Below are 21,247 nucleotides of genomic sequence, written 5' to 3'. Positions count from 1 at the left end.
AACAGCTCGTGGTTCCACAGAACCCGAGGCATCAGGAATTTTTGGCCGCACTTGGCGCACTGTTGGTATCGGACGTACATGCTCAGCTCCGATCCACAGGGCACATGCTCGCCAGCGTGTCCATCGTGATGATCTCCGTACCGTGGCGTTTATGCATCACCAGCGATGCGTCGGAGATGCCCTTGGCGAGGCGAGAACGGCAGGCGCCACGCTTGCAGGTGGCCAACTGGTAGAGATAGGCGGTAGTCGTGCCGGCCAGGGTGGCAAAGTCGTTTCGGCGCTCATCCGAGCCCAGCTGACGCAGCAGGGCCAGGAGCGGCGTGGATGGAGGGGGGAGAGGTTGTCGCATGTGCTGAATTGTCGCATTCATTTAGCGTTTGCACAATAACACGCGCAAGCGTATAGCACACGCGATAAACGTAAGCCTAGCAACGATTCTATGCTCACATTTTTTACAAGGTCAGCTTGTAAAATACTTCGGTATTCGCTATCGTTGATGCGAATCACTTCAGGACACAGACCATGGATCTCACCAGCCTCCGTATCGCAAATGCACGCAAAGCAATGGAAGCCGTTGGCGGCGTGAATAAGGCGGCGGCAAAGATGGGCTACGCAAACGCAGCTTTCCTCAGCCAGATCTTCGGCCCGAACCCCACGAGATCGCCGACCGAGAAGACCATGCGGCGCCTGGAAAAGGCTTTGGAGCTGGAGGAAGGATCTCTGGACAAGGAAGCTGCGCCTGAATTGCCAGCCCAATCGGCTGTCGTGACGACACAGATCGACCCCGGCCAGCTCGCCCAGGTGATCACACTGGTCAACCGGCTGCTGGAAGAGGAAAAGGTCTCTCTGCCCACCGATCGTTTCGCCAACCTGGTGGCCGTGGCATACGACGAGGCTGCAGAACACGCGGGCCAGGCGCGCGAAAGCAAACTGCGCCAAGTCGTTCGCCTGCTGCGCTGATCTGCAGCCGCCGGGAGACGGGTGTTAACGCGAGACCGCATCTTTGGCCGCCACAGGCAGAGAATCCAGGACTTGGCAGCACTCAGCGCATACCTTGAAGGCCTTGAACGGCCGCGCGCCCTCCCCGCTTTTCTCCTTCTCGCAACGCAGGCAGTGGATGGTTTGCAGCCGGCCCAGAGATTCCAGCCCGCTGGGTGTACGGCCTTTCTTCGGGCTACGCATGGACACCTCCAGGCCAGGTCACGAGGCCTTGCAGCTTCCGTGCACGGCACGCGGCGGTACGCTGCGCCCCGCTCATCTTCGGGCGCTGCACGTCCTTCATCTGCCCGAGCTGATAGCACGCCACCAGATTACGGCCGCCGTCGGCCGGCTGGTCCCAGGCGGCAATGAACACCTGTCCCGCACGCCGCAGCTCGTCGACGTAGTGACCGACTGTCTGGGTGTGCAGCCCGGTGATCTCTGCCAACTCGGCGCGCGAGTAAGGCCCTTCGTGCAGGGCCTTGATGAGTTGGGCGTATGCAAAGGCGCCAACCTTTCCTGAGCGCTTCATGCTTTCGCCACTCCGCAGACTCCGTGGTCGATCAGCACTCGCTCCACCGCACTGGTTGCGTCCCAGGCCTGGGCGTGGGTGAGCCAGCCAGGCGAACGCAAGGCATCCTTGATTGCACTGGCTGGCGCCGCAGGCAACGAGCGCACATGCTCGGCCATCAGCTCTCGTACCAATGCCACAACGGCGCCTCGCTGGCGCAGACGGGTCACCTGCAGCGCGGCGTCGCTGACCTGGCTGCGACCATGCTTTTTGGCCACGTCTTGCAGGCGCCCTTCGTGGGTGCGCAGCAGCTTCTCCAGCCGCTCTTGTTGCTCAGGTGTCATCGCCATTTCTCCATTGGTTTGCCCGGCGTCTCCCAGACGATGTCCATCGTCAGGCGCCAAGCATCGTCGTTGTCGGCCCCTGCACGCAGCGCGCCGTGCACAGGAGCCATGGGGTTGCGCTCGCAACACGGGGAGCCCGGCCGGTGCGCGTAGTGGTAGCCCCCGCAGGTGCAGACGGCGTGACTGTGGTCGGAGCAGTGCTTGATCAGCAGCACGAACGACGTGCGCCGCGTGCGGCATGCAGGGCAGCGGAAGCGGCGCGGCATCTCAACGAGCCCCTGCAACTGCGCGGCCGCGCGCGGCGCGCGTCTTGCGCATCTGCTCCGCGGGGGTGAGTGCACGCCCCGGGCGCGGTGTGTCCGGCTGGCGACCCCAGGCGAACACCGGCACGAACAGCCGGCCGTTCTTGTCGGGGGCCCAGGCGGACACGTGCAGATCAGCGCGATGCTTCTTGATCCAGCGCGCCAGGCGCCGGGCGGCCATGCGGGTGGCCAGCTCCAGGTCGGCGTACCCCATCGGCTTTTCTCGCAGCAGCTGCTGCAGCGCGAGGGACTGCTGTTGCGTGATGCGCTCAGCCACGGGTGCCCTCGGCGGCTTGCTGTGCGGCGACTGCTGCGCGCAGGCGCGCCACGCGCTCCGAAAACATCTTGCTCATGGCGGTGGCGTCTTCGAGGGAAGCCTGCCAAGTAAGCAGGGACCTTTCAGCCTCTTTCAGTTGCTGCTCACGCAGCTGCGCCACGGTGCGCGGCTTGAGGAAAGCGAACATCGCAGCCTCCTTGGTTGTGTTTGCGATGGGCGCACTTTAGCGTTGAATTTCGCTTTTCACAAAATCGTGTCGCAAAAATCCACGAACTTGGCTCGGCTATTTCGCAAACGCGAAATGTCGTGCACAATGCAGGCTCCGCAAACGCAATTTCGCAAGTTTTTACGGAGCCAACCATGACCATCGAAGCGAAGATTGACGAGACCAACAACCTGCTGCGCCAGCTGCTGGCCGCATTCCAGTCCGGCCAGCAAGTCGCCGGCGAAACCGCAGCCACCGGCACCCGCAAGCGCCGCACCAAGGCAGAGATCGAGGCAGACGAAGCCGCTGCCGCCGCTGCTTCGGCCGGCACCCAAACCGCTCATGTCGTCGATGGCGACCCGGCGGGAACGGTGTACTGGGCCAGCGACGCCCACAAGCTGGTGTTCGCACAGAAGCCGGGCGAGGCCGCACCCCAGGGAAACGAGTTCTCGCAGGTGTCGAGCACCGACTACCTGGCCAAGAAGGAAGCGTTCGCCGCTGCGGAGAAAGCTGCCGCCACGCAACAGACCAGTGCCAGTACCGCGCCTTCTGCAACAGCCCAACAGGCCACTGCCTCGGCCGCGACTTCGGGCGCCGCTGAACCCACCTGGGACGAAGTGGTCGCCGGCCTGAAGTCTCTGGCGCAGAACCCTGCGCACGGCGCCACTGCGGTGATGGCCACCGTCCAGAAGTTCAAGCCCGGCGCTGCCAACGTGCCCGCCCTGAAGGACCTGGGCCAGAACGCCGCAATCCTGGCTCACGTCAACGGCCTGCTGAACCCCAGCGCCGGCGCCGAAGTGGACCCGTTGTTCGGCTGATCGACAACCCCTCCAGCAAGCCCCTTCCATGAGGGGGTTTGCGAAGTAGCTGTCTCCCCAACACGCCCATGTCCAAGAAACACGCCCGCCTATCGCCATCCAGCGCAGACCGCTGGACCTCGTGCACGGCCAGCCCTGCGGCGCAGGACGGCATCCCGAACGAGAACAGCGACGCCTCGCGCGCCGGCACCACCTGCCACCAGGTGCAGGAGGAACTGCTGCTCAACCCCGACCGCGACCCGCAGGTATACCTGGGCGCGAAGCTGGTTTTCTGGTCGCACCCAGAGAGCGATAGCAAGGGCGAGACGTGGAACGAAGAGTTCCATGCAGGCATGGCCGCAGCGGTTCAAGTCGAGGCCGAGGTCGAAGTCACCCAGGAAATGATCGACGCGGTCGTTTCGGCCGTGACCTTCATCCGGGAGCAGCACCAGCTGCTGGGCGGCGAGTTGCTGGTCGAGCAGCGCGTGCCCATCGGTCAGTTCACCGGAGAGGAAGACGCCTACGGCAGCGCCGACGTGATCCTGCTGGGCGCCGACTGGCTCCATGTCATGGACTCGAAGTTCGGCCGCAAGCGTGTCCACGCCAGCAAGGTGATTCGCCACGAGTCTGTGGACTTCATCACGGGCGAGATCCTGCCGCTGCTGCTGGGCCCCAACCTGCAGATGGCCAGCTACGCCCTCGGCGCAGTCCATGCACACGATGTTTTCGGCGAGGTCAAGACGGTCACGATGACCATCGTGCAGCCGTTCATCGGCCACACCGACAGCTTCACCTGCACCATCGACGAGCTGCGCGAGGTCGAAAAATTCCTGGCCGCCAAGGCTGAAGAGACGCGCACCGCACCGCGCTTCGTCCCCGACTACGACAACTGTTTTTTCTGCCGGGCCAAAGGCAACTGCTACGCGCAGACCTCGAAGGCCTTGGGCACGGTCTTCGACGGCTTCGGCGAGGCAGACAGCGGCATATTGCGCCGGCCCGACCCGCTCAAGCTGGGCTCTCAATACGCCCTGGTGCCGTTCGTCCAGCAGTGGGCCAAGGATGTCGAAGAGGCCACCTACCGCGCGCTGCAGAACGGAGAACCAGTGGTGCGCAACGACGGCGTGCCATACAAGCTCGTGCCCGGCCGCGCCGCCAAGCGCACCTGGCGTGACGAAGAGGCTGCCGCTGCAGTGCTGCATGCCGCTCGCATCCCGCGCGACCGCATGTACCTCTTCCAGCTCATCAGCCCGGCAATGGCCGAGGCGATGTCCAAACAAAAACGGCCCCCCAAAGGCCAACCCCCGCAGCCTGCAGAGCTTCCACCCAGCAAGTGGAAAGACCTGCAGCCGCTGATCGCCCAGGGCGAGTCTGCACCGCAGATCGCCTTGGCTACAGACCCGCGACCGGCACTGTGCAAAGCAGACGGTTTCGAGGACGCGCCCACGCCTATTGACCCTATGGCGGCTTTGTTCGGCGAGTGATTGCCGAGCGCCATCGATACGCAAAAAGCCAACTTGTAAATCTCAAAGATCGGAAATCAAAATGGCATCGAACTTCGCATCCAGCAAGCCTGTAATCCTGAAAAACGTGCGTCTGCAGTGGGCCGACATCTTCCAGGCGGCGGCCGGCGAGATCAACGGCAAGAAGACTGAACCCAAGTTCAAGGTCGTCGCCCTGTTCCCCAAGGACTCCGAAGCAACCGCAGTGGCGCGCGCAGCGCTGCTCGCTGCAGCAACGGAACTCTGGGGCCCCAATGCGCAGAACGTGGTCGCCAACATCAGCGCCAATAGCAAGGCGGTCCGCGACGGCAACTCCAAGATCGACGATGGCGGCAACGTGCGCCCCGAGTTCAAGGATCAGCTGTTCATCAGTGCCTCCAACAAGCAGCGCCCGCAGATCGTTGCGCCCAAGCTGCTCAACAACCAGTTTGTGACGATCACCGAGGACGGCCGCGGCATGGTCAACGGCATCGACGTGACGGACCAACTGGGCTACGTGCTCAAGGCTCCCTATCGCGGCTGCTACGTCAACCTGAAGGTGCAGTTCGTCGCAGGCAAGGCCTTCAAGGCAGCCAGCGGCGAAATGATCCCCAACCAGGTCTATGCAAAGTTGGAGGCCATCCAGTTCGCGCGTGACGGTGAGCCCTTCGGCGCAGGTCCCACTTCCGCAGAAGGCTTCGGCGAAGAAGAGGTCACGCAAGAGACCGTCGACGCCAACGCCCTGTTCTAAGGCCTGCGCGCACTTCGTGAAACAAACCCTCTGCCAGTGGCAGGGGGTTTTTCAAAAAGGAACTGGAAATGACGATCAAAAAGCTGCGCGGAAGGGAGCCAACATGTTTAAAAACCTGATCATCTACCGCATCGCAGCCTCGTGGGTTGCTGACTTCGCCGCGCTGGAAGCTGCCCTCGCAAAGTCTCCGTTCGCTGAATGCGGCCTGACGCAAGAACGTTCTGCCGGCTGGGTGCCGCCACGTCGCGAAGAGCACGGTGCGCTCGTAGAAAACATCGGCGGCCAGTGGGTGATGCGCTTCATGACCGAGGCCAAGATGTTGCCTGCCAGCGTGCTGGCGCGCAAGGTGCAAGAAAAGGCCGACGCCATCGAGGCTGCCGAGGGCCGCAAGCCCGGCAAGAGGGAAAAGAAGGATCTCAAGGACGAAGCCCGCCTCGACCTGCTGCCTCTGGCGTTCACCAAACAGGGCGCCATGTGGGTCTGGATCGACCCCCAGAAGCGCATTTTGGCACTCGACACGGGCAGCCAGGCGCGCGCTGACGAAGTTGTCAGCCTGCTGGTGGAATCCCTCCCCGGCTTCGCTCTTGCGCTCCTGGACACCCAGACCAGCCCCCAGGCCGCCATGGCGCACTGGCTGGCCACGGAAGACACACCGATTCTCTTTTCCGTCGACCGCGAATGCGAACTGAAGGCTGCCGACGAGTCCAAGGCCGGGGTGCGATACGCGCGCCACCCTCTGGATATCGACGAGGTACGCCAGCACATCGAGCACGGCAAGCTGCCCACGCGCCTGGCGCTGACCTGGGACGACCGCGTGAGCTTCGTGCTGACCGAAGGCCTGCAGATCCGCAAGATCGCGCTGCTCGATGCCGTGATGGAAGGCCAGTCGCAGGACGATGGCGGCTTCGATGCCGATGTGGCCATTGCCACGGGCGAGCTGTCCAAGCTCATCCCCGATCTGATCGAGGCGCTGGGCGGAGAAGGGCGCACGGGCCTGGGCCAGGATCTGCCGGCATCGCTTGAAAGCTTGTTCGGCTGACCACTGCCTTTCGCCAGCGGCCTGCTCGCGCGGGCTGCTGCCAAAACGCAAGGGAGCAAAAAGTGATCAATCAGACGGACCGCAAATTCCTCGCCACGGCCGAAGCCATCGGGCAAATCTGGAGCAAGGACCCCTCCACGCGCGTCGGCGCCGTCGCCGTGGGCAACACCAAGAACCAGGTGGCCTTCGGCTACAACGGCCTGCCGCCGGGCATCGCAGACACCGACGAGCGCCTGCAGAACCGCGACCTGAAGCTGTCGCTCACGCTGCACGCTGAAGAGAACGCCCTGGCCAATGCCTCGTTCGTCGTGCGCACCGTGTACGTCACGCACCACCCCTGCGCCGGTTGTGCCCTGCGCATTCTGGCCAAACGCAGCGTGCGCCGGGTGGTCTACATCGTCCGGCCGGACTTTGACGCCCGTTGGGCAGCCAGCTTGACCGAGGCTCGCATGCTGTTCGAAGAGGCCGGCGTGCAGATCGAGGGTTGCGAGCTGTGACCGCCCCTCTCTGGCTCGACCGCGAGACCTGGTCCGAGCATGATCTGAAAGAGGTCGGCACGGCACGATATGCCGAGGTGGCCGAGGACCTGCTGGTTGCCTATGCCATCGGGGATGGACCGGCGCGCGTCTGGGATTGCACGGCCGAAGAGATGCACGACGAGCTGTTCTACGCCATGGAGGACAAGGACAGCGAGGCCTGGGCCCACAACGCATTTTTTGACCGCACGATCCACAACGGCCCGGCCCAGGCGCATCTGCCACGCATCGCGGACGAGCGCTGGCGGTGCAGCATGGCAATGGCGCTGTCGCACGCCCTGCCCGGCGGCCTCGCCGATCTGTGCCGGGTCCTGAAGGTCCCAGCGGACATGGCAAAGCTGGCCGACGGCAAGAAGCTGGTGCGCCTGTTCACCCAGCCCCAGCCGGACAATCGCAAGATCCGTCGCGCCACGCGCCTCACCCACCCGGCCGAGTGGGAGCGCTTCAAGCAGTACGCCGCCAACGACATCACCGCCATGCGCGAGTGCGTGCGCCGCATGCCCGCCTGGAACTGGGACGCCTCCGCTATCGCCGAGTGGCACCTGGACCAGCGGATCAACCAGCGGGGGTTCCAGGTGGACCAGGCGCTGACACGCGCTGGCGCGCGGGCGGCTGTAGAAGAGAAGGCGCGCATTGCCACGCGCTTCGCGCAGTTGTCCGGCGGACAGTTAACCCCCGGCCAGCGCGAGAAATTCCGGGTGTACCTCGGCGAGCGCCTGGGCTACGAACTCGACAACACCCAGGCCGGCACCTTCCAGGTAATGCTGCGGGACCCGGACCTGCCGGCCGACGTGCGCGAGATGATGGAGTTGGCCATTGCCAGCAACAAGACGAGCACGGCGAAGTACGCCGCCCTGGACCCCGCCGTGTCGCCTGACGGGCGATTCCGCGGAGGCCTGCAGTTCGCCGGCGCCAGCCGCACGCGGCGCTGGGCAGGCCGACTCTTCCAGCCCCAGAACCTGCCGTCCCGGGGCCTGCCCTCGGCTGAAGTGATCGAAGACTATATCGAACACCTGAAGATGGGCACTCACTCCCTGTTCTTCGACAACCTGATGCTGCTGGGCGCCGCTGCCTTGCGCGGTTGCGTGGTGGCCGCCCCCGGCAAGAAGCTCGTGGTGGCCGACCTGTCGAACATCGAGGGCCGGGTGCTAGCCTGGATCGCGCGGGAGGAATGGAAGCTCAAGGCTTTCCGCGATTACGACGCAGGCACTGGGCCAGATCTGTACTGCATCACTGCGGCCACCATCATCGGCGGGGACCCCTGGCAGATCAAGGGCAAGAACCGCAACGCTTTCGGCAAGGTCCCCGACCTGGCCTCCGGCTACCAGGGGGGCGTGGCCGGATACCAGACGTTCGCGCGCAGCTACGGCCTGAAGATGGCCGACTTCTGGGACACCATCCAGCAGATGGTGCCGGCCCAGCACGTCGCCAAGGCATGGGAGAACCTGGCCTCCTGGGGCCACCCCCAACTGGAGTCCCTGGAGATCGACGAAATCGAGTGGGTGGCCAGCGAGACATGCAAGCTCGCCTGGCGCGCGCGGCACCCGGCCACCAGCAAGTTCTGGTACGCCCTGGGCGGCGCGGCCAAGGACGCTATCCGCAACCCAGGCTCCGTTTTCACCGCCGGACCCTTCATCAAGCTGCGCACGGTATCGCACCGCGGGCAGAAGTGGCTGGTCGTGCGCCTGCCCAGCGGCCGGTTCCTGACGTACTTCGAGCCGCACATTGTCGGCCGGGGGCGCGACGAGACCATCGCGTATTGGGGCGAGGCGTCAGAGGAAGGCAAGACCACGCGCCAGTGGGTGCGCGTCTTCACCCACGGCGGCAAGATGACCGGCAACTGCTGCCAGACCATCGCACGCGACATCCTGGCGCCCTCCATGGCCGTCGCCGAGAACCGCGGCTACCTGCCGGTGCTGTCGGTGCACGACGAGGCCTTGACGGAGGTGCCCGACACCGACGACTTTACGGCGGCCGGGCTCGTCGAGATCCTGGCCACCAACCCCGCGTGGGCCCCGGACCTCCCGCTTGCTGCAGCCGGCTTCGAGGCCTATAGGTACAAAAAAGACTGATGCTCGACAGCCCCGCAAGGGGCTTTCTTTTTTGCGATATTTCATTTAGCATTTGCGTTATGAATTTCGCACCCAAGGAGCCAGCCGTGCCTTACCCCGACCTCGACTCCCTCGTCCAGCGCGCCAATCGGCAGTTGGACGGGATGACCATCAACCGCGACCAGTTCTCACGAGACGCCATCGCCCTGGCCGGAGAGCTGCAGCGCTGGCGCGAAGCCCATGCCCGCCTGGAGGCAACCCGCCCTGTTGGGCAGGGCCATCCTTTCGACGGTGTCTTCAAAGATCTGTTCAAGGGCCAGGCACGATGACTCAGTTCTTCGACCTGATGATCGACACCGAGACGATGGGGCTTCCGCCGGCCGGTGCGCTCCTGTCGATCGGCGCCGTCTTCTTTGACCTGCACACCCAAACCCTGGGGCCGACGTTCAACCGCACGATCAACCTCGCCTCCAGCGTGAAGCACGGCGGCTCCATCGACGCAGGCACCGTGCTCTGGTGGCTGCGCCAGGGCGACGAGGCACGCAAGGCTGTGGCCTACGGCGGCGAGCCCATCGACCTGGTACTCGCCGACTTTGCCGCTTGGATCGCGCAGACCTGCCGTCACGACGACGTGCGCCCCTGGGGAAACTCTTCGACGTTCGACCTGACGATTGTGGGCGGCGCATTCCAGCGGCTGGGTCTGAAGGCGCCTTGGTATTTCACCAACGAGCGCGACTTCCGCACCGTGCGCAATATGTTTCCGCATATTGAATATGACCCGGGCGAAAAAGGTGCAGGCGCTCACAACGCCTTGGCCGACGCGCAATTCCAGGTTGCGCATCTCTTCAAAATCAAGAACCGCAATAAGGAAGCCTGATGCCGCGTGAATCTGCCATTGAGCGCGCAGACCGCAAAAACCACAAGGCGGCGGGCCGTCTGCTGCTGAAGTTTGTCAGTCCAGGGCGTAACGGCATGCCCGATGACATTTTGCTCAATCCTATTCCACCCGAGCATCAAGAGATCGTGGCCCGCTATTTCCGCTTCGTGGAATACAAAAAGCCGAAAGGCACACCACGCCCCGACCAATTGCGCCGCCATGCTGAATTGCGCGCGTTGGGTTTCACCGTCGATGTCATCGACAGCCAATCCACCTGATGGAATCTGCAATGCCCTCTTTCAAACACAACTATGCCAAGCTCGACAATTTGATTCTTTCTCTTTTGCGGAAATACCCTACTTTCGCTGAGCTCTTCGCGCAGCCTGAGATACGAGCGGAGACCGAACGCCTCGTCAGCGTAGAACACGCACGCCCCGGCGGGAACAAATCCAAGGACGAATGGCGTTTTCTCGATTCTCGACTCCAAGCCTTGCGCAAATCCGGCGAGATTGAATATCAAAAGGTGCCTTCGGGCTGGCTGCTGGTCGATAAAAAGGTCTGAACCATGCCCACCCTACCCCCCAACTCAGACGAGCGCGACACCGCGCTGCGCGAACTCACCGCCGCCCTGTCCGTCACGGCGGCCGGCCAGCCTTTGGACATCTCGATCGGCGCGGCTGCAACCTTCATCGTCAGCCAGGTGGAGGCCGTGGGCGATCCTGAGCTGTTCGCGTATGCGGCGCGGACTCTGCGCCGGGTTGCTGACATCCTGCTGCCGCCGGCCGAATGACCAAGCGGTACACGCCCCGCCCGTGGCAGCCGGAAATGACAGAGCACATGCTCCGGGTGCCGCGGGGCAATGTGTTCGCTGGCATGGGCTCTGGGAAAACTGCTGCCACACTGGAAGCCCTGGCCGTCCTTCTGCTGTTCGGCGTGGTCCGGCGCATCTTGGTCATCGGCCCGAAGCGTGTGGCGCGCGACACCTGGCGCGACGCCATCGCCAGTTTCGGCCAGTCCTTCGGCTGGATGACCATCGCTGTCGCCATCGGCGACGAGAAAAAGCGGCGCGCGGCCATTCAGGCCGGCTGCCACATCACCGCGATCAACTTCGATAACCTGGACTGGCTGGTGGACAACTACGGCCTGGAGTGGCCGTTCGACATGGTGGTCGTGGACGAGTCCACAAAGCTGCGCGGCCTGCGCGTCTCCATCCAGACACACAAGAAGTCCGGCAAAAAGTGGCTGGCCGGCCAAGGCGCCAGCCGGGCGAAGGCGCTGGCGCGCGTAGCGCACACCCGGGTGCAGCGCTGGGTGAATCTCACCGGCACGCCGGCCTTGGCCGGCCTGGAAGCGCTCTGGGGGCCGTCTTGGTTCCTCGACGCTGGTCACCGCCTGGGCAACTCGTTCACGGCTTTCTCACACCGCTGGTTCCGCTCGGTGCCCGGTTCAGATCCGCAAAAGCAAGTGATCGAGCCCATGCCCTTTGCAGAGGATCAGATTCGCAACGCCATCCGCGACATCACGCTGGTGGTCGACATCAAGGACTGGGTCGACGTAGGCGAGCCGCAGGAGAACGTGATCTACGTGGATCTGCCAGCGCCAGCGCAGCGGCAGTATGACGAGATGGCGCGCGAGCTGGCGACCGAGATCGACGGCCAGTTGATCGAGGCGTTTTCGGCAGGCACGAAGAGCCAGAAGCTGCTGCAGATCGCCAGCGGCGCGGCCTATACCGACGACCAGGGCAACTGGGCGCTGGTGCACGACGAGAAAATTGAAGCGCTGAAGTCTGTCGTGGAAGAGGCCCTGGGCATGCCGCTGCTGGTCTTCTACCACTTCAAGAGCGATCTCGCCCGCATCCGAAAGGCCTTCCCTAAGGCACGCACGCTTGACGACAAGGGCGCGAAAGAAGACTTCGAGGCCGGGCGCCTGCAGATGCTGGTTGTGCACCCGGCCAGCGCCGGCCACGGCGTTGACGGTCTGCAGCACGGCACAAGCCAGTGCGTCTTTTTCTCGACGAACTGGTCCGCCGAGAACGATGCCCAAGCGATTGAACGCATCGGGCCCACGCGCCAGATGCAGTCCGGTTACGACCGCACGGTGACCGTCCACCGGATCGTGGCGCGCGACACCGTGGAAGAGTCCGCGATGTACCGGCTGCGCAGCCGTGTGTCAGTCGACGAGGCGCTGCGCCAGGGGTTGAAGAAATATCGCAAAACTTAGCGAAATACTTTCGCATTTCGCTTCGTTTTGCTAAACTGAATTTCGCATTCAACAAAGGAGGTGCGAAATGTCAGTGAACGGCATAGAGCTGGCGGTCGGCCAGCGGTGGAGGACCCGAGGCGGGGCGATGTTCGAAATAAAGGACGTAGGCAGTAGCTTCGTCCATGAAGGGTATCCCTACCCTATACGAGGCGCCTTTATCGGGGCCTACCCCAACCCCGCACCCATCTACTGGACCTCGGAAGGCGGCAATCACATCCAGCGGGCTTCGGGGCTGGATCTCGTCGAACTCATCAGCCAACCGGCCCCCACACCGGTGCCTCAGGCGGTAGACCTCCCGGTCGAGAGCATCGAGCTGGCGGCAGCGGATCTTCCCGGCCGGGCGCCCGACATCCTGGAAGCTGCAGCCGGCCACCTGCGCGACCGTGCAGCCACCTACGACAAACCCGAAGGCGAACGGTCGATGGCCCAGACCGTGGCCATCTTCAACCAGTTCCACGGCGCTGGGATGACCGAGGCCCAGGGGTGGCATTTCATGCAGATCCTGAAAGACGTGCGCTTTTTCACGCGCGACGGCTACCACCAGGACAGCGGTGAAGACTGCGTGGCTTATGCCGCGCTCAAGTGCGAGGCCAAGGCCCGTGAAGGTGGTGCCGCATGCTGACCGCCGTCTTTGCCATCCTCGGCGGCGTTGCGCTGCTGTTCTCCGGCTACCTGGCCGGCCTGGCCCGGGGCTCGGCCACCGGCCGCGACACCCAGTTGCTCGACTTCCTGGAGGCAGGCGGCTACTCCCTGCAGTGCCTGCGTGGCATGAACGGTGATGACGACACCTGGGCGGTGACCGACGGCGCCAAGGGCGTCATCGGCTCGCCGGCTTACGACTTGCGCGAGGCCGTGGAAGCGGCGACGGGGAACGAACCGGAGACAACCCATGGCTGACGAAGCAGACATCACCGCCGAACGCGATGAGCGCGAGGCACCTATGCGCCTGGCAGCCAGTCGGCGCAACCCCGGCCCGGCCGCCAACGGCCTGTGCCACTGGTGCGACGAGCCTGTCGCCTCCGGTCTGCGCTTCTGCGACGCAGACTGCCGTGATGACCACGCCCGGGCGCAGCGGGCGAAGGGAGTGGCGCAATGACGCAAGACACCAAAGTGCCGGGCATGGCTGTGACGGCCCTCGCCGGAGAGATTGTGGCCGCGCTCCTGGCAGATGAGAAAGATGGCGGGTATGACCTGACTGCAGGTCTGTTCGGGCCGAACTTTTCCACCTTGGTTCGACGCTGGGCCGCTGCGGAGTGGGCCGAGATTGCCAAAGAGCGCGAAATCAGCGACGAAGCGATCAAGGAAGCAGCGCTGGCGGCCGGCGCGGCTAAGTTCTACCCGGACGCCCAATCCAAGAAGCCATGGGGCGAGGAAGCCTTCTTGGTCACGGGCGGCTTTTTGCAGCGCTTTGCGAAGGCTATCTGTTCTGCGCCAGCCCTTGAAGACCTGCAGGATGACGAAGGCGAGAACCAAGCCGTTCGCATGTTTCTGCTGCTGTACGGCCAACCCGGCCTGACTGTGGCGCGCATGCGAGAACACATGGAGGCCGCCGGCTGGGACCACGCGCCGGAATGGGCCACCAAGCCCGAGGCACAGGGACACCTCACCAAGGCTGGCGCACAGTCCTGGCTTCGCCACCTGTTCGCGCTCGAAACAGCCTCTGTGGTCATACCCTCCCTATCGGCGGCCGACGAGGCGAAGCTGCTCAACGCAATAAAGAACTCGCCCTCTATGCCCATCGTGCAGATGCCTGCGCCAGCAGGCCCTGACGGTCATGTGCTTTATGGCGACTGGGATAAGGATGCGCCTGCGTCGATCCGCGACCGAAACGGCCAAGTGTGTCTGGCTCTGTGCAGGGTGTGCGGCAAGGCAGAAGCCGAGTTGACACCCGGTGAGCGTTGCTCAGGTAAGGAACGACCATGACCGACCGCATCGACCCCTACATCTTCATTCCGGCTGCCGTTGTTGAAGCCGCCCGCCGCAACATGCGCTCCAGTCTGCTGCAGCACTTCCAAGGAAATCAGCGCCGCCTCCTGGAACACCCTATCTTGGGCCATGTGGAGATCGGCAGTTGTGAAGTGCCTGGCGTGTCCACTGCGCAAGGCCGGCGCCTGTTGGAGCAGTGCGGCCGAGATCCGAGGATTGCCTTCCCCGAGTTGCCGCGCCGCAGCCGACACAGCATGCGGCGTTGGGCCCTGCCGCCGCGACTGCACGAGATGTTGCGTACCGAGGCGCTGCAGCACTTCCAGAGTCTGGGCTACCGCGTCGGCGAGATCGTGCCGGAGATCAGGGAGTGTGTATGAAAGCGCGATACCTACTGTGCCCAGGGGTGGTCCCGTCGCGGACCGATGGCGATCGGCATTTCATCGGTGCCAGCGAGCTGGCCGCACTGTACGGCGTACGAATGGCTGCGTGTCTGATCCTGCCCGAAGACGGGCACCGTGCCGACCCGCAGTACAGATGGCTGCGCCAGCAGCTACTGGCCCGCGCTGATCGCGGCGAATTGATCGCACTGCGCCCCCGCCGTGACGGCAAGTACAACACCCCTGCGCGAGGCACGCAATCAACACCTCAAAATTCGGATTGACGGCTACGCCACGGCTACGGCACCTTAAAAATGAAAAAGCCCGCTACTTTTCAGCAGCGGGCTTTTTGTTCTAAGTTCTTGTTTTTATTCAAGAATTCTTGGTGGGTCCTGCGAGATTCGAACTCGCGACCAACGGATTAAAAGTCCGCTGCTCTACCGACTGAGCTAAAGACCCGAACCACGCTTTGCATGCATCAGATGCTGCTCAGCGAAGACATAGATTCTAGCACCAAATTTTACGCCTCAATTCTTGATGCGGCTCAGTTGATCGATGATCCAGCCTGCGGCGCACTGGCCGAAGGTGGCGGTGACGGCTACCACCGAGCCGTAGCCATGGCAGTTGAGCGTGCCGTCGCCTTCGATGGCGCAAGAGGCATCGGGCGGGGCGACGGCCTCGCGGCTGAAGACGCAGGCGATGCCGATGCGCTTGCCTTCCTTGGGCGCGCCATGCTCGCGGCGCAGGCGGTAGCGCAGTTGGGCCAGCAAAGGGTCGTGCGTGGTGGCGCTGAGGTCTTCGATGTCCACCTTGTGCGCCAGGCGCTTGCCGCCGGCCGCTCCGACCGAAATGAAGCACTGGCGCGTGGCGCGCGCATGGGCGGCCATGGCAGTCTTGGCCTTGACCTGGTCACAGGCGTCGATGACGGCGTCCGCGTTCTGGGGCAGCAGGCGCAGCCAGTTGTCCGGATCCACGAAGTCGTCGATGCAGTGCACGCGGCAGGCCGGGTTGATCTGGGCAATGCGATCGCGCATGGCTTCGATCTTGGCCTGGCCCACGGTGGTGGAGAGCGCGTGAATCTGGCGGTTGATGTTGGACTCGGCGACATGGTCCATGTCGATGAGTGTGAGCTCGCCCACACCGCTGCGCGCCAGCGCCTCGGCGGTCCAGGAGCCCACGCCGCCGATGCCCACCACGACGACGTGCGCGGCGCGGATGCGCGCGGCGCCCGGCACGCCATACAGGCGCTCCAGGCCGCCGAAGCGGCGCTGCAGGTCGGCATCAGAAAAAACAGCGCCTGCTTCAGGCGCTGTCTTGTCTTCTCCCGGAAGGGATGAAGAGACCGTGTCGTTCATCACTTGAGACTGGCGAGACGGTTCTTGGCCGCGGCTGTGGCTTCGGCGTTGGGATAGGCCTTGATCAGGTCTTCCAGCGTCTTGCGCGCGCCCTTGGTGTCCTTCATCTCGATCTGGCAGTTGGCGATGGACAGCGCCGCCTCCGGCGCCCGGCCATGCATGGGGGCTGCCGCCAGCAGCGCGCGGAAGTTGGAGATCGCGTCCTTGTAGTTGCGATTGGCGTACTGCGCGTTGCCCAGCCAAAAGCGTGCCGAGGGCACGTAGCCGCTCTTGGGCCACTGGTTCAGGAAGGACGAGAATGCCGTGCCGGCTTCGGCAAAGCTGCCTGCGCGGAACTGCGCCAGCGCGGCTTCGAAGTCGCGCTTCTCTGCCGGGTCGGCCGCGAATTCCTGGCCGTCCACCGTCACCGTGACCGGCTCGAACTGGCGCAGGCGCTCGTCCACGCCCTTGGCGATGTCGCGCTGGCCGCGCTGCAGCTCGGCCACATCGCGCAGCAGCTGCTCGTTCTGGCCGCGCAGCTTGGCTTGCTCGGACTTGAGCTGCTCGATCTGCGACTGCAGTTCGAGCAGGCCACGGCGCGTTTGCGCGCTTTCCTCGGTCATGCGCTGCTGCGACTGCTGCATGCTGTCGACACGCTGGCGCATTTCGAGGATGGCGCGGCGCGCCTCGTCATCGCCGAACAGCGCAGCATGGCCGCTGGCGGCGTAGCCGGCCATCAGGCCGGCAGCCAGCAGCGTGCGCAGCGCGGTGCGATGCAGGATCGGGGAGCGCTGCATGTTCATCAACGGTAGGACAGTTCAGCGCGGCGGTTTTGCGCGTAGGCGTCTTCGGAATGGCCTTCGGAGGCAGGCTTTTCCTTGCCGTAGCTCACGGCTTCCATCTGCGCGTCGCTCACGCCCAGCAGGCCCAGCGAGCGGCGCACGGCTTCAGCGCGCTTTTGGCCCAGGGCCAGGTTGTATTCGCGGCCGCCGCGCTCGTCGGTGTGGCCTTCGATCTGGACCTTGCGTGCAGAAGACGCCTTCAGGAAGCGTGCATGGGCTTCGATCTGGGGCTGGGCGTCGGCCTTGACGACGTAGCTGTCGAAGTCGAAGTAGACGATGCGGCTGACGCCCTGGGGACCTGCCTTGTCGGCAGCCGAGCCGGTCAGGTCCACGCCCGAGATGCCGCTTTGCGAGGTGCTGCCGGTGCCGGCACCGCTGCCCTGGCCCGTGCTGGAGGCGCCCGCGTCGGTGACCGGGGTTTCGTCGAGCTTGACGCCCGAGCTGCAACCTGCCATGAGTGCGGTGACTGCAAGTGCCAGGGAAAGTCGTTTGATGGTGATCATGAAAAATCTCCGTATGTCCGGATGGACTTCGTGCTGAGTTGACTTGTTGACTGAAAAGAAATCGAGGAAGCCGGGCTATCACTGGCGCTGGAACGGACCCCAGTCGGGCTCGCGGATGTCTCCGCCCTGCCCTGCCAGCCGCGCCTTGATCTTGCCGTCCAGCGTGGTGGTCATCAGGGACTCGCGGCCCTGCTGCAGCGTGGCGTAGACGATCAGGCGGCTGTTGGGAGCGAAGCTGGGGCTTTCGTCCGCCGTGGTGTCGGTGATGGCATTCACGGTGCCGGTGCCCAGGTCCATGACGTGGAGCTTGAAGCCGCCGCCCACGCGCGAGATGTAGGCAAGCCACTTTCCATCGGGGCTGACACTGGGCGAGATGTTGTAGTTGCCGGTGAAGGTGACGCGCTCCGCGCTGCCGCCGGAGGCCGGCACCTTGTAGATCTGCGGGGCGCCGCCACGGTCGCTGACGAAGTAGATGGAGCGGCCGTCGCTGGAGAAGTTCGGCTCGGTGTCGATGCCGCTGCTTTGCATCAGGCGGCGGGGCTCGCCGCCCTGGGCGCTGATCAGGTACAGCTGCGAACCACCATCACGGCTGAGCGTGACGGCCAGCGAGTTGCCATCGGGCGCCCAGGCCGGCGCGCTGTTGGAGCCCCGGAAGTTGGCGACCAGGCGACGGCGGCCGCTGGCCACATCGTGCACATAGACCACGGGCTTGCGCGACTCGAAGGACACGTAGGCCAGCTGGGTGCCGGTGGGCGACCAGGCGGGCGAGATGATGGGTTCCGGGCTGGACAGGGCGGACTGCGCGTTCTCGCCATCGGCATCGGCCACCCACAGGCGGTAGTTGCTTCCTGCCTTGGTCACATAGGCGATGCGTGTGGAGAACACGCCTTTCTCGCCCGTGAGTTTCTCGTAAATGTAGTCGGAGATGCGGTGGGCCACCAGGCGCAGGTCGCCGGTGGTGACGGCAAAGCCCTGGCCGCCCAGGTCCTGGCCCTTGACCACGTCCCAGAGGCGAAAGCGCACGTCGTAGCGGCCATCGGCCAGGCGCGTGATGCTGCCCACGGCCAGGGAATCTGCGCTTTTCTGGCGCCACATGGCGACATCGGGGCGCGAGGTTTCATCGAGTTGCACGCCGGCCGTGTCCACGGCGCGGAACTGACCGCTGCGCTCCAGGTCGGCCTGGATGATGGCCGAGATCTTCTGGGGCGCCTGCCCTTCTCCCTTGAATGCTGCAATGGCGATGGGCAACTGGGTCAGGCCCACGCCCGTCACTTCGACGCGGAACTGGGCCAGCGCGGGAATTGCAGGAGTGGAGGCAAGAGCGGCCAGCAGGGTTCGGCGCGAAGGGCGCGGCACGGCCGCCAGGGAGGAAGGAGAAAGGAGTCGGTCAATAGTCATTGGCATTCATCAATATCTACGGGAAGACCCCGGTACTTGCACAGGTGCGAATGTTACACACACTGGATGCGTCACGATGTAAGAACGTGCACTGTAGGGTCTGTCGGCCCAGGCTTTGTCGATCCCCGCCAGCCGCATCGGTTCCCCATGGGGCAGCCCCAGGCAAGCCCGCCGTAAAATCCGCGCTTCATGCACGCACCATCCTCACCGCCGCCGGCCCCTGCGCCGTCCGCCGCACCGGCGGCCCATGATCTCGCCAGCACCCTGACCCTGTCGCAGCGCCTGAAGCGCCTGTCCCCCTATTTTGGTGGTCAGCGCCTGGCCTGGACGATGGCCGTGGCCGCCACGCTGGTGGGTGCGGTCACCGAGCCGTTGATACCGGCATTGCTGCAGCCGCTGCTGGACAGCGGCTTCACCGACGGCACGCTGCCCCTGTGGTCGGTGCCGCTGGCCATCATCGGCGTGTTCCTGGTGCGGGGCCTGTCGCAGTTCGTGGGCCAGTACGCGCTGGCGCGCATTGCCAACGAGGGCATGCTGGCGCTGCGCAGGCGCCTGTTCGAGCGGCTGCTGGCGGCCGACATGGCCTTGTTCTCGCGCCAGTCGGCCTCATCGCTGTCCAACACCGTGGTCTATGAGGTGCAGACCGGCTCCACCCTGCTGGTGCAGGCCATGCTGGGCATCTCGCGCGATGGCTTCACCCTGGTGGCGCTGCTGGGCTACCTGCTGTATCTGAACTGGCAGCTGACGCTGGTGGTGGCCGCCGTGGTGCCGGGCGTGGCCTGGATCATGAAGACGCTGTCGCGCCGCCTGTACCGCATCACCAAGATCAGCCAGGAAGCCACCGATTCCCTGGCCTACGTGGTGGAGGAGAACGTGCTGGCCCACCGCATGGTGCGCCTGCATGGCGCGCAGCAGGGCCAGCAAAAGCGCTTTGGCGGCCTGAGCGGGCAACTGCGCAAGCTGGCCATCAAGGCCACCATCGCCTCTGCCGCGATGACGCCGCTGACCCAACTGCTGGCCGCTGCCGCCCTGTCGGCCGTGATCTGCATCGCACTGTGGCAAAGCCGGGGCACGGGAGCCGCCGCGGCCAATGTGCAGGATGTGACGGTGGGCAGTTTCGCGGCCTTCATCACGGCCATGCTGATGCTGATTGCCCCCATTCGCCGCCTGGCCGATGTGGCCAACCCCATCACGCGTGGCGTGGCGGCGCTGGAGCGCGGCCTGCACCTGCTCGAAGGCTCGGGCGACGAGACCGGCGGCACCCAGGTGCCCGGCAAGGCGCGTGGCGAGATCGAGCTGCGCGACGTGTCCGTTCAGTTTGGCGAGGACAAGGCGCCCGCCCTGAGCCATGTGGACCTGCGCGTGCGCCCGGGCGAGGTAGTGGCCCTGGTCGGCCCCTCCGGCGCGGGCAAGACCACGCTGGTGAACCTGCTGCCGCGCTTTCTGCAGCCCACGGATGGGCAGTTGCTGCTGGACGGCACCCCCCTGCCCGAATGGGATCTGGCCGCCCTGCGCCAGCAGTTCGCCATGGTCAGCCAGGATGTGGTGATGTTCAATGACACCATTGCCGCCAATGTGGCACTGGGTGGCGTGGAAGACGAGGCACTGCTGTGGGCGGCGCTGGACGCCGCCAACCTGGGCTCGCACGTGCGCGGCCTGCCCCAGGGCCTGCAGACGGTGGTGGGCCACAACGCCAGCCAGCTGTCCGGCGGCCAGCGCCAGCGGCTGGCGATTGCGCGGGCGCTGTACAAGGATGCGCCGGTCCTGATTCTGGACGAGGCCACCTCGGCACTGGACAACGAATCCGAGCGCCTGGTGCAGGAGGCGCTGACACGGCTGATGCAGGGCCGCACGACCCTGGTCATCGCCCACCGGCTGTCCACCATCGAGCATGCCGACCGTGTGGTGGTGATGGAGCGCGGCCGCATCGCCGAGCAAGGCACGCATGCCGAACTGCTGGCGCGCGACGGGCTGTATGCCAGGTTGAGCAGGAACCACGCCACCTGAGCGGACAGGATTGGGGGCGGCCATGCCGCTTTCGCTTGCGGCTTGCAGCTGGCGGCTACCAGCTCCCGCGCGAGGGCTGGGTCTTGCGTTCGGCCTTGATGGCCTTGGTGAGTTTGTCGACCATGTATTGGCGGTCCACCTGCCTGGCGAAGTCGGCGGCGGTAAAGCCCCGCTGGTTGCGCAGGATGACGTCGGCGCCTTCGGCGATGAGCAGGTCCACCACGGCTTCGCTGCTGTACTGGGCAGCCAGCATCAGCGGCGTGGTGCCGTTGGGCGATTCGGCGTCGATGTAGGCGCTTTTGTCCAGCAGCAGCTTGATGATGTCCAGCGTTTGGGGCAGGTCGGCAGAGGTGGCGTAGTGCAGCGGTGTCCAGCCGGGGCGGTTGACATCGGCGCCCCGGCGTATGAGTTCCTTGGCCAGGTCCAGGTGGCCCTTGATGCAGGCCACGCGG

Annotated in this window: 31 protein-coding genes and 1 tRNA gene; 20 read left to right on the top strand and 12 right to left on the bottom strand. The window is 64.6% G+C overall.

Annotated elements, in window-relative coordinates; translation table 11 throughout:
* Positions 1-82: 82 nt before the first annotated feature.
* Positions 83-349, bottom strand: a complete 267-nt coding sequence (locus L995_RS13030; RefSeq protein WP_047472137.1) for a hypothetical protein — start codon at positions 347-349, stop codon at positions 83-85.
* Between the two features lie 173 nt (positions 350-522).
* On the opposite strand from L995_RS13030, the gene L995_RS13025 reads away from it, so the two are divergent.
* On the top strand, positions 523-960 hold the full coding sequence (locus tag L995_RS13025) for a hypothetical protein (protein WP_156136060.1): 438 nt from the start codon (positions 523-525) through the stop codon (positions 958-960).
* 214 nt (positions 961-1,174) lie between these two features.
* On the opposite strand, the gene L995_RS13020 is transcribed toward L995_RS13025, so the two are convergent.
* Genes L995_RS13020 through L995_RS13005 form a run of 5 tightly spaced genes read right to left on the bottom strand, consistent with a single transcriptional unit; the run spans position 1,175 to position 2,599 of the window.
* A complete protein-coding gene (locus L995_RS13020) occupies positions 1,175-1,510 on the bottom strand; it encodes a winged helix-turn-helix domain-containing protein (protein WP_047472135.1) in 336 nt (111 codons plus the stop codon).
* Positions 1,507-1,833, bottom strand: coding sequence for a hypothetical protein (locus tag L995_RS13015; protein ID WP_197065138.1), 327 nt, complete (start codon positions 1,831-1,833; stop codon positions 1,507-1,509). Before L995_RS13015 ends, L995_RS13020 begins: the two co-directional genes overlap by 4 nt.
* Positions 1,830-2,099, bottom strand: a complete 270-nt coding sequence (locus L995_RS33055) for a hypothetical protein (RefSeq protein ID WP_156136059.1) — start codon at positions 2,097-2,099, stop codon at positions 1,830-1,832. The genes L995_RS13015 and L995_RS33055 overlap by 4 nt, the downstream gene beginning before the upstream one ends.
* Position 2,100: 1 nt before the next feature.
* Positions 2,101-2,412 (bottom strand): hypothetical protein, encoded by a 312-nt coding sequence (locus L995_RS13010; protein ID WP_047472132.1) that lies wholly within the window; start codon positions 2,410-2,412, stop codon positions 2,101-2,103.
* Complete coding sequence (locus tag L995_RS13005) at positions 2,405-2,599, bottom strand: hypothetical protein (protein WP_046238170.1); 195 nt, start codon at positions 2,597-2,599, stop codon at positions 2,405-2,407. The genes L995_RS13010 and L995_RS13005 overlap by 8 nt, the downstream gene beginning before the upstream one ends.
* Positions 2,600-2,772: 173 nt before the next feature.
* Here L995_RS13005 and L995_RS13000 point away from each other — a divergent pair, with 173 nt between their 5' ends.
* The 18 genes from L995_RS13000 (at position 2,773) to L995_RS33045 (ending at position 14,995) form a co-directional block, all read left to right on the top strand.
* Positions 2,773-3,435 carry a hypothetical protein gene (locus tag L995_RS13000; RefSeq protein ID WP_047472131.1) on the top strand — a complete coding sequence of 221 codons (663 nt, stop codon included), beginning with the start codon at positions 2,773-2,775 and terminating at the stop codon, positions 3,433-3,435.
* Positions 3,436-3,503: 68 nt separating this feature from the next.
* On the top strand, positions 3,504-4,895 hold the full coding sequence (locus L995_RS12995) for a DUF2800 domain-containing protein (protein ID WP_047472130.1): 1,392 nt from the start codon (positions 3,504-3,506) through the stop codon (positions 4,893-4,895).
* A 61-nt stretch (positions 4,896-4,956) separates the two neighbouring features.
* On the top strand, positions 4,957-5,643 hold the full coding sequence (locus tag L995_RS12990) for an ssDNA-binding protein (RefSeq protein ID WP_047472129.1): 687 nt from the start codon (positions 4,957-4,959) through the stop codon (positions 5,641-5,643).
* Positions 5,644-5,746: 103 nt separating this feature from the next.
* Positions 5,747-6,682: a recombination-associated protein RdgC gene (locus L995_RS12985; protein WP_047472128.1), complete on the top strand. Its 936-nt coding sequence runs from the start codon at positions 5,747-5,749 to the stop codon at positions 6,680-6,682.
* Between the two features lie 62 nt (positions 6,683-6,744).
* Positions 6,745-7,179 carry a deaminase gene (locus L995_RS12980; RefSeq protein WP_047472127.1) on the top strand — a complete coding sequence of 145 codons (435 nt, stop codon included), beginning with the start codon at positions 6,745-6,747 and terminating at the stop codon, positions 7,177-7,179.
* Complete coding sequence (locus L995_RS12975) at positions 7,176-9,290, top strand: hypothetical protein (RefSeq protein ID WP_047472126.1); 2,115 nt, start codon at positions 7,176-7,178, stop codon at positions 9,288-9,290. The genes L995_RS12980 and L995_RS12975 overlap by 4 nt, the downstream gene beginning before the upstream one ends.
* 86 nt (positions 9,291-9,376) lie before the next feature.
* A complete protein-coding gene (locus L995_RS12970) occupies positions 9,377-9,598 on the top strand; it encodes a hypothetical protein (protein WP_156136058.1) in 222 nt (73 codons plus the stop codon).
* Positions 9,595-10,146: a 3'-5' exonuclease gene (locus L995_RS12965; protein WP_047472124.1), complete on the top strand. Its 552-nt coding sequence runs from the start codon at positions 9,595-9,597 to the stop codon at positions 10,144-10,146. The genes L995_RS12970 and L995_RS12965 overlap by 4 nt, the downstream gene beginning before the upstream one ends.
* Positions 10,146-10,424, top strand: a complete 279-nt coding sequence (locus tag L995_RS12960; protein ID WP_047472122.1) for a VRR-NUC domain-containing protein — start codon at positions 10,146-10,148, stop codon at positions 10,422-10,424. The genes L995_RS12965 and L995_RS12960 overlap by 1 nt, the downstream gene beginning before the upstream one ends.
* 11 nt (positions 10,425-10,435) lie before the next feature.
* Positions 10,436-10,708, top strand: a complete 273-nt coding sequence (locus L995_RS12955; RefSeq protein ID WP_156136057.1) for a hypothetical protein — start codon at positions 10,436-10,438, stop codon at positions 10,706-10,708.
* A gap of 3 nt (positions 10,709-10,711) precedes the next feature.
* Complete coding sequence (locus L995_RS12950) at positions 10,712-10,936, top strand: hypothetical protein (protein WP_047472120.1); 225 nt, start codon at positions 10,712-10,714, stop codon at positions 10,934-10,936.
* On the top strand, positions 10,933-12,366 hold the full coding sequence (locus L995_RS12945) for a DEAD/DEAH box helicase (RefSeq protein WP_047472119.1): 1,434 nt from the start codon (positions 10,933-10,935) through the stop codon (positions 12,364-12,366). Before L995_RS12950 ends, L995_RS12945 begins: the two co-directional genes overlap by 4 nt.
* A gap of 67 nt (positions 12,367-12,433) precedes the next feature.
* Entirely contained in the window at positions 12,434-13,030 is a 597-nt protein-coding gene (locus tag L995_RS33815; RefSeq protein ID WP_197065137.1) for a hypothetical protein, read from the top strand.
* Complete coding sequence (locus tag L995_RS12935) at positions 13,024-13,305, top strand: hypothetical protein (protein ID WP_047472118.1); 282 nt, start codon at positions 13,024-13,026, stop codon at positions 13,303-13,305. Before L995_RS33815 ends, L995_RS12935 begins: the two co-directional genes overlap by 7 nt.
* Positions 13,298-13,504 (top strand): hypothetical protein, encoded by a 207-nt coding sequence (locus L995_RS33050; RefSeq protein ID WP_047472117.1) that lies wholly within the window; start codon positions 13,298-13,300, stop codon positions 13,502-13,504. Before L995_RS12935 ends, L995_RS33050 begins: the two co-directional genes overlap by 8 nt.
* On the top strand, positions 13,501-14,331 hold the full coding sequence (locus L995_RS12925; protein ID WP_156136056.1) for a hypothetical protein: 831 nt from the start codon (positions 13,501-13,503) through the stop codon (positions 14,329-14,331). Before L995_RS33050 ends, L995_RS12925 begins: the two co-directional genes overlap by 4 nt.
* Positions 14,328-14,711, top strand: a complete 384-nt coding sequence (locus tag L995_RS12920) for a hypothetical protein (protein WP_047472115.1) — start codon at positions 14,328-14,330, stop codon at positions 14,709-14,711. Before L995_RS12925 ends, L995_RS12920 begins: the two co-directional genes overlap by 4 nt.
* Positions 14,708-14,995, top strand: a complete 288-nt coding sequence (locus L995_RS33045; RefSeq protein WP_156136055.1) for a hypothetical protein — start codon at positions 14,708-14,710, stop codon at positions 14,993-14,995. The genes L995_RS12920 and L995_RS33045 overlap by 4 nt, the downstream gene beginning before the upstream one ends.
* Before the next feature lie 99 nt (positions 14,996-15,094).
* Here L995_RS33045 and L995_RS12915 read toward each other — a convergent pair.
* From L995_RS12915 to tolB, 5 genes are all read right to left on the bottom strand, one after another.
* Positions 15,095-15,170: transfer RNA gene (locus L995_RS12915), tRNA-Lys, on the bottom strand.
* A 68-nt stretch (positions 15,171-15,238) separates the two neighbouring features.
* Entirely contained in the window at positions 15,239-16,066 is an 828-nt protein-coding gene (locus L995_RS12910; RefSeq protein WP_047472114.1) for a tRNA threonylcarbamoyladenosine dehydratase, read from the bottom strand.
* Positions 16,066-16,848: a tol-pal system protein YbgF gene (gene ybgF / locus L995_RS12905; protein ID WP_034363943.1), complete on the bottom strand. Its 783-nt coding sequence runs from the start codon at positions 16,846-16,848 to the stop codon at positions 16,066-16,068. The genes L995_RS12910 and ybgF overlap by 1 nt, the downstream gene beginning before the upstream one ends.
* A complete protein-coding gene (gene pal / locus L995_RS12900; protein ID WP_016446824.1) occupies positions 16,848-17,390 on the bottom strand; it encodes a peptidoglycan-associated lipoprotein Pal in 543 nt (180 codons plus the stop codon). The genes ybgF and pal overlap by 1 nt, the downstream gene beginning before the upstream one ends.
* Positions 17,391-17,468: 78 nt before the next feature.
* Complete coding sequence (gene tolB, locus L995_RS12895) at positions 17,469-18,788, bottom strand: Tol-Pal system beta propeller repeat protein TolB (protein WP_016446823.1); 1,320 nt, start codon at positions 18,786-18,788, stop codon at positions 17,469-17,471.
* A 189-nt stretch (positions 18,789-18,977) separates the two neighbouring features.
* Between tolB and msbA the strand changes: the two genes are divergently transcribed.
* Positions 18,978-20,795 (top strand): lipid A export permease/ATP-binding protein MsbA, encoded by a 1,818-nt coding sequence (msbA, locus tag L995_RS12890; protein ID WP_016452860.1) that lies wholly within the window; start codon positions 18,978-18,980, stop codon positions 20,793-20,795.
* 55 nt (positions 20,796-20,850) lie between these two features.
* On the opposite strand, the gene L995_RS12885 is transcribed toward msbA, so the two are convergent.
* Positions 20,851-21,247, bottom strand: a 397-nt coding sequence (locus tag L995_RS12885) for an ankyrin repeat domain-containing protein (protein WP_047472113.1), incomplete at its 5' end; no start/stop codon positions are given.

It is taken from the genome of Delftia sp. ZNC0008 (assembly GCF_000799035.1).
Lineage (GTDB): Bacteria > Pseudomonadota > Gammaproteobacteria > Burkholderiales > Burkholderiaceae_C > Comamonas > Comamonas tsuruhatensis.
Note: the sequence above shows the minus strand (reverse complement) of the source record. Positions and strands in the feature narration are given on the sequence as shown.

What these genes read in the sequence shown, in the direction of transcription:
- L995_RS33045 (WP_156136055.1), top strand. Translation starts at nt 14,708, where the DNA reads ATGAAAGCGCGATACCTACTGTGCCCAGGGGTGGTCCCGTCGCGGACC.
- L995_RS12950 (WP_047472120.1), top strand. Translation starts at nt 10,712, where the DNA reads ATGCCCACCCTACCCCCCAACTCAGACGAGCGCGACACCGCGCTGCGC.
- L995_RS12955 (WP_156136057.1), top strand. Translation starts at nt 10,436, where the DNA reads ATGCCCTCTTTCAAACACAACTATGCCAAGCTCGACAATTTGATTCTT.
- pal (WP_016446824.1), bottom strand. Translation starts at nt 17,390, where the DNA reads ATGATCACCATCAAACGACTTTCCCTGGCACTTGCAGTCACCGCACTC.
- L995_RS12920 (WP_047472115.1), top strand. Translation starts at nt 14,328, where the DNA reads ATGACCGACCGCATCGACCCCTACATCTTCATTCCGGCTGCCGTTGTT.
- L995_RS12910 (WP_047472114.1), bottom strand. Translation starts at nt 16,066, where the DNA reads ATGAACGACACGGTCTCTTCATCCCTTCCGGGAGAAGACAAGACAGCG.
- L995_RS13020 (WP_047472135.1), bottom strand. Translation starts at nt 1,510, where the DNA reads ATGAAGCGCTCAGGAAAGGTTGGCGCCTTTGCATACGCCCAACTCATC.
- L995_RS33815 (WP_197065137.1), top strand. Translation starts at nt 12,434, where the DNA reads ATGTCAGTGAACGGCATAGAGCTGGCGGTCGGCCAGCGGTGGAGGACC.
- L995_RS13015 (WP_197065138.1), bottom strand. Translation starts at nt 1,833, where the DNA reads ATGACACCTGAGCAACAAGAGCGGCTGGAGAAGCTGCTGCGCACCCAC.
- L995_RS12965 (WP_047472124.1), top strand. Translation starts at nt 9,595, where the DNA reads ATGACTCAGTTCTTCGACCTGATGATCGACACCGAGACGATGGGGCTT.
- L995_RS12935 (WP_047472118.1), top strand. Translation starts at nt 13,024, where the DNA reads ATGCTGACCGCCGTCTTTGCCATCCTCGGCGGCGTTGCGCTGCTGTTC.
- tolB (WP_016446823.1), bottom strand. Translation starts at nt 18,788, where the DNA reads ATGACTATTGACCGACTCCTTTCTCCTTCCTCCCTGGCGGCCGTGCCG.
- L995_RS12960 (WP_047472122.1), top strand. Translation starts at nt 10,146, where the DNA reads ATGCCGCGTGAATCTGCCATTGAGCGCGCAGACCGCAAAAACCACAAG.
- L995_RS13030 (WP_047472137.1), bottom strand. Translation starts at nt 349, where the DNA reads ATGCGACAACCTCTCCCCCCTCCATCCACGCCGCTCCTGGCCCTGCTG.
- L995_RS12990 (WP_047472129.1), top strand. Translation starts at nt 4,957, where the DNA reads ATGGCATCGAACTTCGCATCCAGCAAGCCTGTAATCCTGAAAAACGTG.
- L995_RS13000 (WP_047472131.1), top strand. Translation starts at nt 2,773, where the DNA reads ATGACCATCGAAGCGAAGATTGACGAGACCAACAACCTGCTGCGCCAG.
- L995_RS12995 (WP_047472130.1), top strand. Translation starts at nt 3,504, where the DNA reads ATGTCCAAGAAACACGCCCGCCTATCGCCATCCAGCGCAGACCGCTGG.
- L995_RS12925 (WP_156136056.1), top strand. Translation starts at nt 13,501, where the DNA reads ATGACGCAAGACACCAAAGTGCCGGGCATGGCTGTGACGGCCCTCGCC.
- msbA (WP_016452860.1), top strand. Translation starts at nt 18,978, where the DNA reads ATGCACGCACCATCCTCACCGCCGCCGGCCCCTGCGCCGTCCGCCGCA.
- L995_RS13005 (WP_046238170.1), bottom strand. Translation starts at nt 2,599, where the DNA reads ATGTTCGCTTTCCTCAAGCCGCGCACCGTGGCGCAGCTGCGTGAGCAG.
- L995_RS13025 (WP_156136060.1), top strand. Translation starts at nt 523, where the DNA reads ATGGATCTCACCAGCCTCCGTATCGCAAATGCACGCAAAGCAATGGAA.
- L995_RS12945 (WP_047472119.1), top strand. Translation starts at nt 10,933, where the DNA reads ATGACCAAGCGGTACACGCCCCGCCCGTGGCAGCCGGAAATGACAGAG.
- ybgF (WP_034363943.1), bottom strand. Translation starts at nt 16,848, where the DNA reads ATGAACATGCAGCGCTCCCCGATCCTGCATCGCACCGCGCTGCGCACG.
- L995_RS33055 (WP_156136059.1), bottom strand. Translation starts at nt 2,099, where the DNA reads ATGCCGCGCCGCTTCCGCTGCCCTGCATGCCGCACGCGGCGCACGTCG.
- L995_RS12985 (WP_047472128.1), top strand. Translation starts at nt 5,747, where the DNA reads ATGTTTAAAAACCTGATCATCTACCGCATCGCAGCCTCGTGGGTTGCT.
- L995_RS33050 (WP_047472117.1), top strand. Translation starts at nt 13,298, where the DNA reads ATGGCTGACGAAGCAGACATCACCGCCGAACGCGATGAGCGCGAGGCA.